Genomic DNA, 15,437 nt, shown 5'->3' with positions numbered 1-15,437 from the left:
GGCATGTCCGCCAACCCCGAGTCCGCTCTGCCGATCCGGCTCACCGTCGACGACAGCGACTCCCCGTCCGACGTCGTCGACGCGCTGTTCCTCGGCCGCTTCGCGACGGGTGAGCAGCCGTACTCGCACAGCTCGTCCCTCGACCGCGTCAGAACGGGTGCCACCCTCCTTCCCGCCGCCGCGACGGTGCTGCGCGCCGCCCGTGACGACGACCGCAGCGCCACGCTCGCCGAGGGCGAGGGCTGGACGCTGCTCATCTCGCGGTGGAACCGGGGCGCGGACGTCACGGTCACCGCGACCAGCGCCGAACTGGCCCAGAAGGTGCTCGACGAGGCCACGGAAGGCGCCCAGGACGAACCGGAGCCCCAGCCCGAGAACGTGACCATGGGCTTCTGGTACGTCTCACCGCGCCGCGGCCCGCACCGCACGACCCGTCAGATCGCGGCCGGCACATGGGACGAGGTCCGGCCCAACTACACCGCCCCCGTGGCCGATGCCATGGACCGGCTGATGAAGGTCACCCCGGACGACATCGCGGGCCGGCTGCTCCTGCTGCACGGACCCCCCGGCACCGGCAAGACGTCCGCCCTGCGGACGCTGGCCCGGTCGTGGCGGGACTGGTGCCAGGTCGACTGCGTGCTCGACCCCGAGCGGCTCTTCAACGACGTCGGCTATCTGATGGACATCGCGATCGGCGAGGACGACGGCAGCGCGAAGGGCCGCTGGCGGCTGCTGCTCCTGGAGGACTGCGACGAGCTGATCCGCGGCGAGGCCAAGCACACGGCCGGCCAGGCACTCTCGCGGCTGCTGAACCTCACGGACGGGCTGCTGGGCCAGGGCCGCAACGTCCTGGTCGGCGTGACGACCAACGAGGACCTGGAACGGCTGCACCCGGCGGTCGTCAGGCCCGGCCGCTGCCTGGCCCGGATCGAGGTGGGCCCACTGACCCGACGGGAGTCGGTGGCCTGGCTCGGCACGGAGGAGGGCCTGGGCCGTGACGCGGCCCGCGACGGAGCGACCCTGGCGGAGTTGTACGCGCTGCGCCGCGGCACGGGCCCCGCATCGGTTCCCAAGCAGGACTCGGGGGCGGACGCGGGGCTGTATCTCTGAGCGCCCCGGACGCGGGGCCGGCATCTCCGGCAGGGCCCGGGCGCGTCCGCGGGAAGCCGGTGCTCCGGCGCCGTGGGCGCACCCGAGAACCAAGCACCCGGACGCGCAGGAGCATGGGAGCCCGCTGAGCGGATCGCGGTGCTCGGGCGCCGTGGGCGCACCCGAGACCAAGAGGCCAGCACGCAAAAGCTTCGGAGCCCGCTGAGCGGATCGTGGTCGCGATGCGAACGAGCCGCACGGGAGCCGCTCAGGGCTGTCCCGCCATTCCTGGCGGGACAGCCCTCAGGAAGCCCGTTCCTCCTGCGCCGCGAAGACACCCGGCCGGAGGGCGCGCCACGCCACGGGCCAGGCGAGGGCCGATACCGCCAGGGCCACCAGCACCCCCGTCCCGAGGTCCCTCCCGTCACCCGGCCCTCCTCCCAGAGCCAGCACGCCGGCCGGTACGAACGCCGGACCCAGCGCGGCCGCGGTCCAGCCCGGCCCGCAACCGGACACCAGCGCACAGACCACGGCCACCAGAAGGATCAGCGCCAGCACACCGGCCAGCAGCAGCCGGCCCGGCCGCTCCATCACCTCATCGGCTTCCGTCACGGCCCGGCCCAGCGCCGCGGCGAGAGCCGCCACCGCGCAGGCGAACACGCAGTGCAGCGACAGCACGAGCCGCACCGGAAGCGCCCGCGGCGCCAGCAGCGGCAGCCCGTACGTCCCGGTGCGCAACGCCAGTGACCAGATCAGCACCATCAGCACGAACACCCCGAACGCGACGATGCGCAGGCCCCGGGTCCACGTCTCCTCGCTCGCCGCGTCCACCGACTGCACCATGCCCTCGCCCAGGGTGATGAGCACGAACAGCCCGAGCCGCTCGGCCAGGTGAGAGGTGTCGGCGACCACGACCTCCGGCTTCCGCCGCATCCGCCTGCGCGCACGGTCGGCCCGCAGGCGCGCCTCCTCGGGCGGCAGGGCGGCACTCCCGCGGCACCCCTCCTGCTCCAGCCGGCGCTCCAGCCGGCCTTCCGCCTGGGCCCACTTCTGATCGATCTCCGCCCGCAACGTCTCACGCGACACCCGCACCATGACCGCCATGTCGATCACCAGCCCCGCAGCCCACAGCCAGAGCCGCGCATCCCCGTGCACCCACAGCGACACCAGCCACGGCGTCAGACCGGCCCCGAGCTGAATGACCGGCAGATCCGCCACCACCTGCCGGCGCCCGCTCCACACCCGCGAGGCGATCAACCGCACCACGATGTAGGCCAGGGCGAACGCACGGGCCTTCTGGTCGGAGTCGCGGATCCCCGGCACGGCGGCGGCCATCACCGCCATCCCCAGCATGGCGGCCACCACGGCGACGATCCGTGTGCGCTGCCCCGCCACGTTCCCGTACATCGTCGACATGATCCACGCGAACCAGAAGGCCACGAACAGCAGCACGTACTCACCCGACGCCGCCCAGCTCGGCCCCGTACGCAGCAGGTGGGCGAGCTGCCCCACGCCGGCGACCGCGATCAGGTCGAAGAACAGCTCCAGCCACGACGCGTGCCGCTCACCGCCCGCCTGTTCGGGAACAGAGGGGATGGCACCACTCACGGAAGCAGACATATCGGGATTATGCTCATCGGTCACCTCGTGGGAGCGACGACCGCCACTCCGCATCCGGGCGGCCGCCGCACCACCCGGGCCGTCCGCCCGGACGCGGCGTGAACCGAATGCTCGGTGCCGTGGTGCGGACACCCGGTGGTGCGGGCGCCGGCGCCCGCACGGCCCCGGCTCAGTCCGTGTACACCGCCCGCACCGCGTCCTGGGCCAGCTCCAGCGCCCGGGCCCCGGACATCCCCAGCCGCCGGGCCTGCTCGGCGTACTCGCGCGCGGCGGACGCCGCGTTGCGCTCGGCGGCGTCACCGGCGGCGGCGACGAACGTCCCGTTGCGGCCCCGCGTCTCGATCACCCCGTCCGCCTCCAGCGCACGGTATGCCTTGGCCACGGTGTTGGCGGCGAGGCCCAGCTCCTCGGCGAAGCCGCGCACGGTGGGGAGCTTGTAGCCGACCGGCAGCGCCCCCGAGCGGGCCAGTTCGGAGATCTGCGTGCGCAGCTGCTCGTACGGGGCGGTGCCGGAATCCGGGTCAACAGCGATCTTCAGAGTCACGGCCGCATTCTCCCCCACCCCGGAAATATTCAAAGGCGCCCCGGCCCGCGGTCCGGATACGGTCCGGCGCATGACTGTCATCGTGCGCGATTTCCGGCCCGCCGACGCCGCGGACTGGGTCCGGGTGAGGCGCGCTGCGCTCCCGTTCATGGTCCTGACGCCGCAGGGAGTGGCCTTCGACCTGGCCACCGCCCATCCCGGCAAGCGCTACCGGATGCTCGTCGCGGAAGAGGACGGCGAGATCATCGCGACCTCCCAGATGGGTCTGGCCCACGGGAGCCCCGTGCCGGGACAGGCGTTCTGCAATACGCACACGCACCCGGAGCGGACCGGCCGGGGAGCGGGCACGCTGCTGCTGCGCGCCGCCGAGGAGTACCTGGACCTGGCCGGCGCGACCGCCGTCTACGCCTGGGTGCTGGACACTCCCGGCGATCGGGCGTTCGCCGAGAAGCACGGCTATGCGCCGAGCCGGCCCGCGCATTTCCTCCACCTCGACCTGACGGCAGGTGCGCTGCCGCCCCGTCAGGAGCTGCCGGCCGGTGTCGAGCTGCGCACCGGCGCCGACTTCGCCGACGATCCGCGCCCCCTCTTCGAGGCCGATGCCGAGACCACCGCGGACGAGCCCAGCGACACACCGGCCCGGCTGTCGGACTACGAGGACTGGCTGACGGGGACCTGGCGCAATCCCGGTCTCGATCACGACCTCACCTCGGTCGTCGTGACCGACGGGCGGGTGGCCGCGTTCAGCGCGGCGGAGACGGACGGTGCGGGCCGGTACTGGTCGGGGATGACCGGCACCCGCCGGGCCTACCGCAACCGCGGACTGGCGAAGCTCGCCAAGAACGACTCACTGCACCGGGCGCGCGACGCCGGGTACACCGATGCTTTCACCGGCAATGACGCCGACAACGGCCCTATGCTGGCGGTCAACCGCTGGTTCGGCTACGAACTCTGTGCCACGGAGGTGCGCTATGTCCGAACGCTCGGCTGAGCCGTCACTCACGATCACCCTGACGAAGGCCGGACGGACCAAGATCGCCTACCCGGCGGCGCTGGTGCACGACGACGGCGACCGTGTGACGGTACGCGCTCCGTGGGCCGCGCCCGGGGTCCGCGACTTCGGCTTCGTGCGGTTCGAACCGGGCGACGTGTTCACCGAGCACTACTGGCGCGACCGCTGGTTCGCGGTGAAGGAGGTGCGCACCGGCGCGGGCGCGCTCAAGGGCTGGTACTGCGACATCACCCGCCCCGCCGAGGTCCGGGACGGGGCGCTGCTGGTCGAGGACCTGGACCTCGATCTGTGGGTGTCGGCGGACGGCGCCACGGTGCTCCGGCTGGACGAGGACGAGTTCGAGGAGAGCGGACTGACGGAGCGCGATCCCGCGGCGGCCCGGGAGGCCCTGCGCGCACTGGACGGGCTGGAGCGGCTGGCCCGCGCCGAGGGTCTGGCCGGGCTGCTGGCCGGCCCTTCGGAACACGCCTGCGGGGACAGTCCGTTGATCTAGAGTGCTCAGGTCGTTACCGCCCAGGTGATCTGAGAAGGATGCACGGACTATGCCCACTGAGACGTTCGAGTTCCAGGTGGAAGCACGCCAGCTTCTGCAGATGATGATCCACTCGATCTACTCGAACAAGGACGTGTTCCTGCGCGAGCTCGTCTCCAACGCCTCGGACGCGCTGGACAAGCTGCGGCTCGAAGCGCTCCGCGACGACTCGCTCGGCGCGGACGTGTCCGACCTCCGCATCGAGCTCGAAACCGACCCGGAGGCCCGGACGCTGACCGTGCGGGACAACGGCATCGGGATGTCGCACGACGAGGTGGTCAGCCTCATCGGGACCATCGCGAACTCGGGTACGGCCGCGTTCCTCAAGGATCTCAAGGAGGCCAGGGACGCCGGGGACGGTGCCGCGGCCGAAGGGCTGATCGGCCAGTTCGGTGTCGGCTTCTACTCCAGCTTCATGGTGGCCGACGAGGTCGTGCTGCTGACCCGGCGCGCGGGTGAGGAACAGGGCACCCGCTGGACGTCGACCGGCGAGGGCACCTACACGATCGAGACCGTCGACGAGGCTCCCCAGGGCACCTCGGTCACCCTCCGGCTCAAGCCGGAGGACTCGGAGGACCAGCTCCACGACTACACGTCTCCCTGGAAGATCAGGGAGATCGTCAAGCGGTACTCGGACTTCATCACCTGGCCGGTGCGGATGGCCCCGGAGTCCGCCGGCACGGATTCCGGGGAGGGGGAGGAGGAGGCCGACGCCACCGCGCGCGAGCCCGAGACCCTCAACTCGATGAAGGCCCTGTGGGCACGCTCACGGGACGAGGTCACGGACGACGAGTACCACGAGCTGTACAAGCACATCAGTCACGACTGGATCGCCCCGCTGGAAACCGTCCGGCTCCAGGCCGAGGGCACCTTCGAGTACCAGGCGCTGCTCTTCATCCCGTCGCACGCGCCCCAGGACCTCTTCATGCAGGGGTACAAGCGCGGCATCCAGCTCTATGTGAAGCGCGTCTTCATCATGGACGACTGCGAAGCGCTGATGCCCTCGTACCTGCGCTTCGTCAAGGGCGTCGTCGACGCACAGGACCTCTCGCTCAACGTGTCGCGGGAGATCCTCCAGCAGGACCGCCAGATCCAGCTGATGCACCGGCGGCTGGCGAAGAAGGTCCTGTCGACGGTCAAGGACATGATGGCGCGCGACGCGGAGCGCTATGCCACGTTCTGGCGGGAGTTCGGCCGCGTGGTCAAGGAGGGGCTGCTCAACGACTTCGAGAACCGCGACGCCATCCTCGGTGTCGCCTCCTTCGCCACGACCCACGACAAGGACGAGCCGGCCACGCTGCGGCAGTACGTGGAGCGGATGAAGGACGGCCAGGAGCACATCTACTACCTCACGGGCGAGTCCCGGGACGCGATCGAGAACTCCCCGCACATGGAGGCGTTCCGGGCCAGGGGCGTCGAGGTCCTGCTGCTGACGGATCCCGTCGACGAGGTGTGGGTGGAGACGGAGCCCGAGTTCGACGGCAAGAAGCTGCTGTCGGTCGCCAAGGGCGAGGTCGACCTCGGCACGGAGGAGGAGAAGGAGGAGGCCGCGGCCGAGCGGGAGAACCGCCGGCAGGAGTACGCGGACCTGCTCACGTGGATGACGGACCGGCTGAGCGACACCGTCAAGGAGGTGCGGCTCTCCGCGCGCCTGACCGTCTCCCCCGCCTGCATCGTCTCGGACACGCACGATGTGACACCGGCCCTGGAGAGCATGTACCGCGCCATGGGGCAGCCCGTCCCCGAGGTGAAGCGCATCCTCGAACTCAACCCCGAACACCCGCTGGTCGCCGGCCTCAACCGGGTGTACGCCGCACGTGGCGACGGCGAGGAGGCGGGTCCCGGTCTGGAGGAGACGGCCGGACTCCTCCACGACCTCGCGCTGCTGGCCGAGGGCGGCGAACTGGGCGACCCGTCGCGGTTCGTGCGGCTGATGGCGGACCGTCTGGAGCGCACCCTCTAAGGGCTGTCCCTGCGCGGCCCCGCCGGGGGCCGCGCGGGACGCACCGGGGCTCAGTCCCGGCGCCGCGCCCATGTATCGGTGTCAGGCGCTCAGTCCCGGCGCCGCGCCCATGTATCGGTGTGCGGTGCCGGAGCCGGTGGCGCGGGGCGGGTGTGCGGGGCCCGGGCCACCAGCTCCACCTCGTACCCCGCCGCGTCCTCCAGATACGCGGCCACGTGCTCGTCGCCGCCCGCGTGCGGATGGCGGTCCGCGAAGAGCAGCCGCCAGCCGTGCTCCGGGGCCCGGGCCACCAGCGCGTCGAGGGTGGTCCGGTCCTCGACGTGGAACGCGAGGTGGTTGAGCCCCGGACGGCGTCGCTCGTGCGCTCCGGGTGCCAGGTCGGGCGACTGCTCGATCACCACGTAGCTGTCGCCCCGCCGCCAGCTGCGCCCGTGCGCCCATTGCTGGTACGGGACATGGCCCAGCTCACCGAGGAGCCAGCCCCAGCCGGACACGGCTGCCGCCAGGTCGGCCACCCACAGCTCGATGTGGTGCAGCCGCCCGGTGCGGACACCGCCGGCCGGCAGCGGGACGGCCCGTCGCACGCCCCGTGGTTCGAACGCGACGGTGTCGCCGTCCTCGTGCCAGTGGATCAGGAAGTGTTCCCCGGCCCGGTATCCGTCGAGACCTGCGCGGCAGTACGCGACCATGTCGTCCGGCAGGGCGTCCAGGGGGAACCACTCCAGCTCGGAGCACTTGTCCGGTTCGCGGTTGTACGGCGGCCGGTGCGGGTCGTACGCCGCCTCGAAGAACCAGCCCGTCCTGGGATGGCCGCCCGGCCCCCGGTGCTGCATGACCAGGGCGGTGCGCAGCTCTTCCGGTTCGAGCGTCACCCCGATCTCCTCGGCGGCCTCGCGGATCACCGCCTCCCGGACGTCCTCCCCGTCCTCCACGTGTCCGGACGGGGCGTGCAGCAGCCCGTCCGCGTACCCCGTGCCGGCCCGCCGGGCGAGCAGGACGTCGGAGCCGCGGCGGAGGATCAGATGCACATCGACGACCTCGGTGTGCCGGCGCGGGGGCTCGGCCCTCGCCACCAGGGCGTAGCGCTCGTCGTCGACCTCCTTGCCCCAGAGGTCGCGGTCGGCGGAGAGCGGATCGTGGTGGACGCGCTCGGTGAAGGGGGCGAGCAGCGCCGTGAGTTGCACGGCGGACAGGCCGACCCCGTTCCACACGCCCTCGACGAGGACCAGTCTGCCGCCGGGCCGCAGCAGGCCGAACCAGTGGCGCAGGACCTCGGCCGGATCGGGGAGCAGCCACACCACGTGCCGGGCCAGGATCACGTCGAACCGGCGGCCGCCGACCGGAGGTGACGCCGCGTCCCCCGTCAGCACCTCGGTCCCCGTGCCGGCCAGCTTGGCGCGCGCCTGCTCCACCATGCGGGGCGAGCGGTCCACGGCGGTGACCCGGTGGCCCTGTCCGGCGACGACGAGCGCCAGACTGCCGGTGCCGCACCCCAGGTCGAGCACTTCGGAACGCTCCCGGGGCAGCCAGCTCTCCAGGCGCTGGGCCCAGGCGTGCCGGACCACGGGATCGAGAAGACCGTGATCCGGCTCCTCGTCGAAGGAACCGGCGGCTGAATCCCAGTCGATCGTCGTCATGCACCGATGGTGCCAGCTGCCACTGACAACGGCGGCGGTGTCCTCGGGGAAGGCCGGTCCCGCTCCCGTCGGCGGCTGCTCTTAAGCGTTCGTGAGCGGCTCCTTAAGCCCGTCATAACGATCGTCGCCGCCTGTCCTGCCGAGCCTGCGCGGGGCCGGGCGCGGGCTAGCTTGCTGGTCCCGGGACGCACCGCACACCGATCCGACCGCTGAAGGAGTACCCCGCCATGCCCGCCATCACCACCGCCCGCCGCAGGGCCGCCGCCGTCGCCGCGCTCGGTGCGACGCCGCTCGCACTCACCGTCCTGGCCGCCGTCCCGGCCTCGGCGCACGGCTCGCTGACGGACCCGGTCAGCCGGGTCTCGGCCTGCTTCGCCGAGGGGCCCGAACACCCGCGGTCCGCCGCGTGCGTGGCCGCGGTCGCGGCCGGGGGCACACAGGCGCTGTACGACTGGAACGGCATCAACATCGCCGACGCGGCGGGAAACCACCGTCGGCTGATCCCGGACGGCAAGCTGTGCAGCGCGGGCAACGACAAGTTCAAGGGGCTCGACCTGCCGCGTGCCGACTGGCCGGCCACCGGCATGAAGGCGGGCACGCACACGTTCCGCTTCCGGGCCACCGCCCCGCACAAGGGGTCCTTCGCGCTGTACCTCACCACCGCCGGCTACGACCCGGCGAAGCCGCTGAAGTGGTCGGACCTGGAGGAGAAGCCGTTCGCCGAGGCCACCGACCCGGAGCTGGTGGACGGTTCCTACGTCTTCGACGGCACCGTTCCCGCGCGTTCCGGGCGTCAGCTGATCTACACCGTCTGGCAGCGTTCGGATTCGCCGGAGGCCTTCTACGCGTGCTCGGACGTGGTCTTCGGCAACGCGGGCACGAGCGGCAGTGACGCGAGCGGCTCGGTCGCCGCCGTGCCGGCTCCGTCCGCGTCCGCGCCCTCCGAGCGGGAGATCGCCGAGGGCGCCGGGAAGTCCTCGGTCGAACACGGCGGACACGGTGACGACGACGCCCGCACGGGAGCGGCCGTCACCGAGGCCGCGGGGGCGACCGCCCCGGCCCATGCCCCCGAACCCGACAGCGCGGCCGGTGACGCGCCCGTCGCGGGCGCCGACAGCCTCGCCGAGACGGGTGGCGACGCCGCCACACGCTACTGGGCCATGGGTGGTGCGGCCGCCATCGCGCTGGGCACGGCCGCACTGCTGGCCTCGGTCCGCCGCCGGGCCGCGGGAGCGGCCCGGCGCGGACTGTGATCCGGCCCGGTCCGAAGGCGGGGCGCTACCCGATGACCGAGGCGCAGGTCGTCGGGGTGGAGTGCGCCGGGTCCAGGGCGTTCGCCACCTCGTGGTAGGCGACCCGGTCGACCGTCCCGATCGCCACGTGCTCGGACAGGTCGACCGGGCACAGGTCCTGGAGCAGGACGTTGCGTACGTCCGGCCCGTCCAGGAACTGTGTCCGGTACGGCGTCACGACCTCGTCGTACCTGGTCGCGATGACGGTGTAGTGCACCCCGGGCACGGTGTCGGGCACCGAGTTGAGCTTGGTGACGAAGGGGGATCCGGCGACCTGGTCGGCGAGTCCGGGTGTGGCGGCGTTGAGCAGGTCCTCGGCTCCGGGGAAGTACGGCAGCAGCTTGGTCAGGCCGAGGAGGGTGGTGCCGTGATTGTCGGGTGCGATCCCGACCAGGGCGTTGACCTTGGCCGCTCCGCCGAGGAACTTCAGGTAGTAGTTCGGCATCATGCCGCCCTGGGAGTGGCCGACGAGGTCGGCCTTGGGAGCCCCGGTGGAGGCGAGCACCTTGTCGACGAAGGCGGCGAGCTGTCCGGCGGACTTGTCGATGGGGCCGAGGCCGTTGAAGAGCGGCACTCCGGGGAGCTGCCCGTAGTCGAGCGAGTAGACGCAGTAGCCCCGGTTGACGAGGTAGGGGGCGAGTACGAGCCAGTTGTCGACCGAGTTCCCGAAGGTTCCGTGGACGAGCACCACGGGCCGGGGGTGGGCTGCGGAGGGTTTGCAGGAGTAGTCGTTCCAGCCACGGGAGGTGGCCGTGGCGGCGGTGGGGGTGGCTGCAGCGGCAGTGGCCGTGGGGGTGGCGACTGCGGCGACGGCGAGGAGCAGTGCGGCGAGGGTTGTCCGCGCACGTGGGGTGCGCGACGCACGGGTCCAGGGCAGCATCGTGTGGTCTCCTTGCGGCTCAAGGGAGTTGCGATGTCTGTGCACCCTGCGGCCCGGACCACAAGTTCTGACGATGTTCTACGTGCTCATGCCAACTTACGCACGAGTAAGGTTGCCTGGGAAGTTACGCGTCGGTAAAAACTGACGCGGCGGTAACCGCGGCTTCAGGACAGTCCCCGACGGGCAGGTCAGGCCGCGAGTCGTCCCGGCATCACGGCCTGCGGCCCGAACTTCTCCCGCAGCCGGTCCGCCACCGCCTCGATCCGCCGAGCCCGTTCGTCGACCGGGTCGAAGGTCAGCTGGTGCGCGGCCCGCCCGGCGTCGCCGAGCCCCTCGGCGCGCAGCGCGATCCCCCGCACCCGAGCCCGCTGCAGGGCGAACGAGTCATGGATCCGGTAGGCGAGCGCGGTGAGTTCCGCGGAGTGCGCGGTGGGCTCGCGGAGCGCACGGCTGCGGGTCAGCGTCGAGTAGCCGGTCCGGTCGGCATAGCGCACGGAGACCGCGAGCGAGCGGCACACCCGCCCCTCCCCACGCATCCTCGCCCCCAGTTCCTCGGTGAGCGACATGAGCGCGCGCCGCTGCCGCTCCCGGTCCAGTTCGTCGCGCGGGAAGGTCCGTTCGGCGGCGAGCGAGCGCGCTGCGGCGTTCGGCACGACCGCCGTACGGTCGATGCCGTGCGCCCGCTCCCACAGCTCGCGCCCGGTCCGCACCCCGGTGATCCGCTGGAGGGTGCCGAGCGGGGCCGCCGCGATGCGGCCGACGGAGTCGAGCCCGTATCCGCACAGCGTGCGCGCCGTCGCCGCCCCGACACCGTCCAGTGCGGCGGCGGGCCGGTCCGCGAGGAAGGCGGCGGCCCCGCCGGCGGGCACCACGAAGGTCGTCCCGGGCGCGGCCTGCCGTGCCGCCATCCGGGCCAGCATCGGGTTCTCGGCGGCCCCGATGGCGCAGTCCGCTCCGTGCAGGGCCAGCGCCCGGACCCGGATCACCGAGGCCAGGCCCGTCACGTCCCGTCCGAAGTAGCGCAGCGCGCCCCGCACATCGGCCAGCGCCCCGTCGGGCGGCGCCGCCTCGACGACCGGGGTGAACGAGCCGAGCAGGGCGAGCAGCCCCGCGTAACCGGCGCCGTCCGGGGGACCGCCGCCGACCCGGCGGAACCGCAGGCAGAGAATTCCGGGCTGCTCGCTCATTCCACTCACCCCGCTCATCCCGCACTTCCCGGGCTCTGGTGCCACAGCTTCCTTCCGGTGGGCGCCCCCTCGCCCGGCGGCTGGAGGTCGGACCAGGGGTTCATCTCGTAACCGGTGGGCATCCGGATCCGGCGGCCGTCGTCGCCGGCGGACGGCTCCTCCTTCTCCTGAGCGGCTTCCTTCCCCGGAGCGGCCTCCTCCTCCGGAACAGGCACCTCCGCCAGCCGGGCCGCGACCGCGTCGAGCCCGCCGGTGCGCCGCAGTTCGGCCAGCTCGGCCAGATTCCAGGCGGCCGCGCCGACCACGCTCAGGCTCCGCGGCCCGCGCCGTTGCACCACCCCGCGCACCAGCAGCAGCCAGGAGTGGAAGACGGTGTACGCGCAGGCGGCGTGGCTGTCGTCGAAGAAGGCCAGGTCGACCAGGCCCGTACCGTCGTCCAGGGTGGTGAAGACCACCCGGCGCCCGGAGCGGATCGGCGGGGTCTGGGTGGCCGCCTTGGCGCCCGCGACCAGCACGGTGTCCCCGTGCCGCGCCTCGCGCAGCCGCTTGGCCGAGACCGCGCCGAGCTCCTTCAGGAAGGCGTGGTGATCGCTCATCAGGTGACGCGACACGTCCATGCTCAGCACGCCCAGTTCGGCGCTGAGCCGTTCCGCCTCGTTGAGGTCGGGCAGCCCGATGGAGCCGGTGCGGTGCCCGCCGCCGAGCGGGAGCTGCGCGCCGGAGCCGCCGGAGCCCGCGCCGCGCTGGGCGCGGTGGAGCTCGGACAGGTGCAGCAGCAGATCGCGGCGGTTGGCGCCGAACGCGTCCAGCGCGCCCACCTGGGCCAGCCGTTCGGCGGCGGGCTTTCCCGGGCGGGCCCGCTGCCAGAAGTCCAGCAGCGAGGTGTAGGGCTGCCCGGCCTCGATCCGCGCGACCTCGGCCTCACTGATCCCGTGGACGTCGGAGAGCGCCAGCCGCAGCCCCCAGGACTCCCCTCCCCCCTTCTCGTCAGACACCAGTTCGATTCGATGGGCGGCCGCCGACCGGTTCACGTCCAGCGGCAGCACCGGTACCCCGCGCCGCCGCGCGTCCGCGAGCAGCAGCCGCTTCGGGTACATCCCCGGGTCATGGGTGAGCAGCCCCGCGTAGAAGGCCGCCGGGTGATGCACCTTCAGCCAGGCCGACTGGTACGTGGGCACGGCGAAGGCCACCGCGTGCGCCTTGCAGAAGCCGTAGCTGCCGAACGCCTCGATGATCTCCCAGGCGCGGGCGATCACTTCGGCGCTGTACTTGCGCACTGCCGCGTGCTGCGCGAACCAGACCCTGATCCTGCCCTGCGACTCGGGGTCCGAGAGCCCGCGCCGGACCCGGTCGGCCTCGTCCCGGCCGCAGCCGGTCATGATGTCGACCATTTCGATGATCTGCTCGTGGAAGACCACCACTCCGTACGTCTCGCGCAGCGGCCCCTCCAGATCGGGGTGCGGATAGCGGACCGGCGCCCGGCCGTGCCGGGCCTCGATGAACGGGCGCACCATGTCGGCGGCGACCGGACCGGGCCGGAACAGCGAGATGTCGACCACCAGGTCGTGGAAGTCCGCCGGCTGGAGCCTGCCGACCAGATCGCGCTGGCCGGGCGACTCGATCTGGAAACAGCCCAGCGTCTCGGCGGTCCTGATCAGCCGGTACGTCTCCGGGTCACCCGGCTCCACCGCGTCCAGGTCCACTTCCCGGCCCGAGGCCCGCTTCACCTCCGCGACCGCGTGCGCCATCGCCGACTGCATCCGCACACCGAGCACGTCGAGCTTGAGCAGCCCGAGGTCCTCCACGTCCTCCTTGTCGAACTGCGCCATCGGGAAGCCCTCGCCGCTGGTGGGCATGACGGGGGTGCGGCGCAGCAGCGAGGCGTCGGACAGGAGGACTCCGCACGGGTGCATGGCGATGCCGCGCGGCAGGGCGTCCAGCGCCTCCACCAGCTCCCACAGCCGCCCGTACCTCTCCTTCGTCCTCGCCACTTCACGCAGCTCGGGCAGTTCCTCCATCGCCGCGAGGGCGTCGCGGGCCCGGATGTGCGGGAATGCCTTGGCGAGCCGGTCGGTCTCGGCGGGGTTCATCGACAGCGCGGCGCCGACGTCGCGGATGGCGTGGCGCACCCGGTAGGTCTCGGGCATGGCGACGGTGGCGACCCGCTCGGCGCCGAAGCGGCCGATGATCGCGCGGTAGACGTCGAGGCGGCGGGCCGACTCGACGTCGATGTCGATGTCGGGCAGCACGAAGCGGCGTTTGGACAGGAAGCGCTCCATCAGCAGCCCGTGCTCGACCGGGTCGGCGTGGGCGATGCCGAGGAGGTGGTTGACCAGGGACCCGGCCCCGGAGCCGCGTGCGGCCACCCGAACCCGCATCTCCCGCACGTCGTCGACCACTTGGGCGACGGTCAGGAAGTACGAGGCGAAGCCGTGGTGGGCGATGATGTCCAGCTCGTGGTGCATCCGGTCCCAGTACTCGCGCCTGCGGTCGTAGCCGCGCAGCACCATGCCCGCGGTGGCACGCGAGGCCAGCACCCGCTGGGCGGTGCGGCGGTCCGCGCCGACGAGGTGCGGCTCGGGGAAGTGGACGGAGCCGAGGCCGATGTCACCCCGGGGGTCGACCACGCAGGCGTCGGCGGTGCGCCGGGTCTCCGCGAGCAGCCGCGCCCCGGCGCCGGGGCCGAGCCCGGCGGCGGAGGTGATCCGCTCGGCGGTCTCCGTCATCGCGCGGGCGTCCTTGAGCCAGCGCTCACCGCTGTCGAGCGGGGCGCGGCGCGGGTCGACGGGGACGAGCCTGCGGGCGGAGTCGAGCACGTCGGCGACCGGGCCCTGACCCGCGTCGGCGTACCGGACGGCGTTGGTCAGCACGGCCCGTATCCCCTGCTCGGCGGCGAAGCCGACGGTACGGGCGGCGAGCCGCAGCGAACCGGGTCCGGTGCCGTCGCGGCCGTGGTGGACGGCTTCGAGCCGCAGGTCGTCGCCGTACACCTCCCGCCACGGGGCGAGCAGGGCGGCGGCCCGGTCGGGGCGGCCCGCGGTCAGCGCCCTGCCCACCTCGGAGGCGGGCCCGAGCAGCACGGTGAGCCCTTCGGCGGGCAGCGCGGAGCGGTCGAGCAGGGGCCGGCCGCCATCGGGCACGGCTCCGTGGGCGGCGGTGACGAGGCGGCACAGTTCGGCCCAGCCCCGGGCGCCGTCGCGGGCGAGGAAGGTGACCCGGGGTGCGGATTCATCGACAAAGACACCGCCCCGGGCCGGGGCCCGCAGCCGGTACGTACGTCCGTCGCCCTCCGCGCGCACGACGGGGGCCACGGCGAGCTCCACTCCGAAGAGCGGCCGCACCTCCGCCCGCTCGCAGGCCTTGGCGAACCGGACCGTACCCGCCAGGGTGTCGCGGTCGGTCAGCGCGAGGGCGTCCATCCCGCGCTCCGCGGCACGCTCCGCCAGCCGCTCCGGGTGCGAGGCCCCGTACCGCAGGGAGAACCCGGAAACGGTATGCAGATGCGTGAACCCGGGCACCCGCACCTCCTGAACCGATCCGTACTCGCCACCCCCTCGCTCTCCACCATAGACCAAGTTTCGAACATTCGTACGATATCCAGTGCGGGGGCCACCCTCCCCGCCCCTCAGCCATTCGGCCCGGCCCCGACTGCGTGGACGACGGGCACCCCGGAGCGTGGGG

The 15,437-nt window shown here is 72.5% G+C and carries 11 protein-coding genes; 5 read left to right on the top strand and 6 right to left on the bottom strand.

The genetic code is table 11. The features are described from left to right. Positions 1 to 3: 3 nt before the first annotated feature. Positions 4 to 1,110: a DUF5925 domain-containing protein gene (locus ACGFZA_RS25160; RefSeq protein ID WP_385287267.1), complete on the top strand. Its 1,107-nt coding sequence runs from the start codon at positions 4 to 6 to the stop codon at positions 1,108 to 1,110. 282 nt (positions 1,111 to 1,392) lie between these two features. Here ACGFZA_RS25160 and ACGFZA_RS25155 read toward each other — a convergent pair whose 3' ends face one another. Together ACGFZA_RS25155 and ACGFZA_RS25150 are read right to left on the bottom strand one after the other, a co-directional pair. Further along, positions 1,393 to 2,709, bottom strand: a complete 1,317-nt coding sequence (locus tag ACGFZA_RS25155) for a low temperature requirement protein A (protein WP_393682040.1) — start codon at positions 2,707 to 2,709, stop codon at positions 1,393 to 1,395. A gap of 169 nt (positions 2,710 to 2,878) precedes the next feature. After that, the gene (locus ACGFZA_RS25150) at positions 2,879 to 3,253 is read right to left on the bottom strand and encodes a GntR family transcriptional regulator (RefSeq protein WP_385287263.1); all 375 of its coding nucleotides are present in this window, start codon (positions 3,251 to 3,253) and stop codon (positions 2,879 to 2,881) included. Positions 3,254 to 3,323: 70 nt separating this feature from the next. Here ACGFZA_RS25150 and ACGFZA_RS25145 point away from each other — a divergent pair, with 70 nt between their 5' ends. Genes ACGFZA_RS25145 through htpG form a run of 3 tightly spaced genes read left to right on the top strand, consistent with a single transcriptional unit; the run spans position 3,324 to position 6,760 of the window. After that, positions 3,324 to 4,244 carry a GNAT family N-acetyltransferase gene (locus ACGFZA_RS25145; protein ID WP_393682037.1) on the top strand — a complete coding sequence of 307 codons (921 nt, stop codon included), beginning with the start codon at positions 3,324 to 3,326 and terminating at the stop codon, positions 4,242 to 4,244. Continuing rightward, positions 4,225 to 4,758, top strand: a complete 534-nt coding sequence (locus ACGFZA_RS25140) for a DUF402 domain-containing protein (protein ID WP_393682035.1) — start codon at positions 4,225 to 4,227, stop codon at positions 4,756 to 4,758. The genes ACGFZA_RS25145 and ACGFZA_RS25140 overlap by 20 nt, the downstream gene beginning before the upstream one ends. A 49-nt stretch (positions 4,759 to 4,807) precedes the next feature. After that, entirely contained in the window at positions 4,808 to 6,760 is a 1,953-nt protein-coding gene (htpG, locus tag ACGFZA_RS25135) for a molecular chaperone HtpG (RefSeq protein ID WP_385287258.1), read from the top strand. Between the two features lie 89 nt (positions 6,761 to 6,849). Here htpG and ACGFZA_RS25130 read toward each other — a convergent pair whose 3' ends face one another. Continuing rightward, entirely contained in the window at positions 6,850 to 8,397 is a 1,548-nt protein-coding gene (locus ACGFZA_RS25130) for a trifunctional class I SAM-dependent methyltransferase/NUDIX hydrolase/VOC family protein (RefSeq protein WP_385287256.1), read from the bottom strand. Between the two features lie 227 nt (positions 8,398 to 8,624). On the opposite strand from ACGFZA_RS25130, the gene ACGFZA_RS25125 reads away from it, so the two are divergent. Beyond that, a complete protein-coding gene (locus tag ACGFZA_RS25125; RefSeq protein WP_393682032.1) occupies positions 8,625 to 9,650 on the top strand; it encodes a lytic polysaccharide monooxygenase in 1,026 nt (341 codons plus the stop codon). Positions 9,651 to 9,675: 25 nt separating this feature from the next. On the opposite strand, the gene ACGFZA_RS25120 is transcribed toward ACGFZA_RS25125, so the two are convergent. The 3 genes from ACGFZA_RS25120 to ACGFZA_RS25110 all read right to left on the bottom strand — a co-directional run bounded on the left by ACGFZA_RS25120 (position 9,676) and on the right by ACGFZA_RS25110 (position 15,274). After that, positions 9,676 to 10,569, bottom strand: a complete 894-nt coding sequence (locus ACGFZA_RS25120; protein ID WP_385287253.1) for an esterase/lipase family protein — start codon at positions 10,567 to 10,569, stop codon at positions 9,676 to 9,678. Between the two features lie 188 nt (positions 10,570 to 10,757). Beyond that, the gene (locus tag ACGFZA_RS25115; RefSeq protein ID WP_385287252.1) at positions 10,758 to 11,756 is read right to left on the bottom strand and encodes a hypothetical protein; all 999 of its coding nucleotides are present in this window, start codon (positions 11,754 to 11,756) and stop codon (positions 10,758 to 10,760) included. A gap of 14 nt (positions 11,757 to 11,770) precedes the next feature. Next, complete coding sequence (locus ACGFZA_RS25110; protein WP_393682029.1) at positions 11,771 to 15,274, bottom strand: DNA polymerase III subunit alpha; 3,504 nt, start codon at positions 15,272 to 15,274, stop codon at positions 11,771 to 11,773. Between the last annotated feature and the right edge of the window lie 163 nt (positions 15,275 to 15,437).

Origin of the sequence: Streptomyces sp. NPDC048211 (assembly GCF_043202315.1) — a bacterium.
GTDB lineage: Bacteria > Actinomycetota > Actinomycetes > Streptomycetales > Streptomycetaceae > Streptomyces.
The sequence above is the reverse complement of the archived record's forward strand: the minus strand, read 5'-3'. Positions and strand labels throughout refer to the sequence as shown.

Coding starts and splice junctions, on each gene's coding strand:
- ACGFZA_RS25155 (WP_393682040.1), bottom strand. CDS start 2,709: ATGTCTGCTTCCGTGAGTGGTGCCATCCCCTCTGTTCCCGAACAGGCG.
- ACGFZA_RS25115 (WP_385287252.1), bottom strand. CDS start 11,756: ATGAGCGAGCAGCCCGGAATTCTCTGCCTGCGGTTCCGCCGGGTCGGC.
- ACGFZA_RS25160 (WP_385287267.1), top strand. CDS start 4: ATGTCCGCCAACCCCGAGTCCGCTCTGCCGATCCGGCTCACCGTCGAC.
- ACGFZA_RS25145 (WP_393682037.1), top strand. CDS start 3,324: ATGACTGTCATCGTGCGCGATTTCCGGCCCGCCGACGCCGCGGACTGG.
- ACGFZA_RS25125 (WP_393682032.1), top strand. CDS start 8,625: ATGCCCGCCATCACCACCGCCCGCCGCAGGGCCGCCGCCGTCGCCGCG.
- ACGFZA_RS25140 (WP_393682035.1), top strand. CDS start 4,225: ATGTCCGAACGCTCGGCTGAGCCGTCACTCACGATCACCCTGACGAAG.
- ACGFZA_RS25130 (WP_385287256.1), bottom strand. CDS start 8,397: ATGACGACGATCGACTGGGATTCAGCCGCCGGTTCCTTCGACGAGGAG.
- htpG (WP_385287258.1), top strand. CDS start 4,808: ATGCCCACTGAGACGTTCGAGTTCCAGGTGGAAGCACGCCAGCTTCTG.
- ACGFZA_RS25120 (WP_385287253.1), bottom strand. CDS start 10,569: ATGCTGCCCTGGACCCGTGCGTCGCGCACCCCACGTGCGCGGACAACC.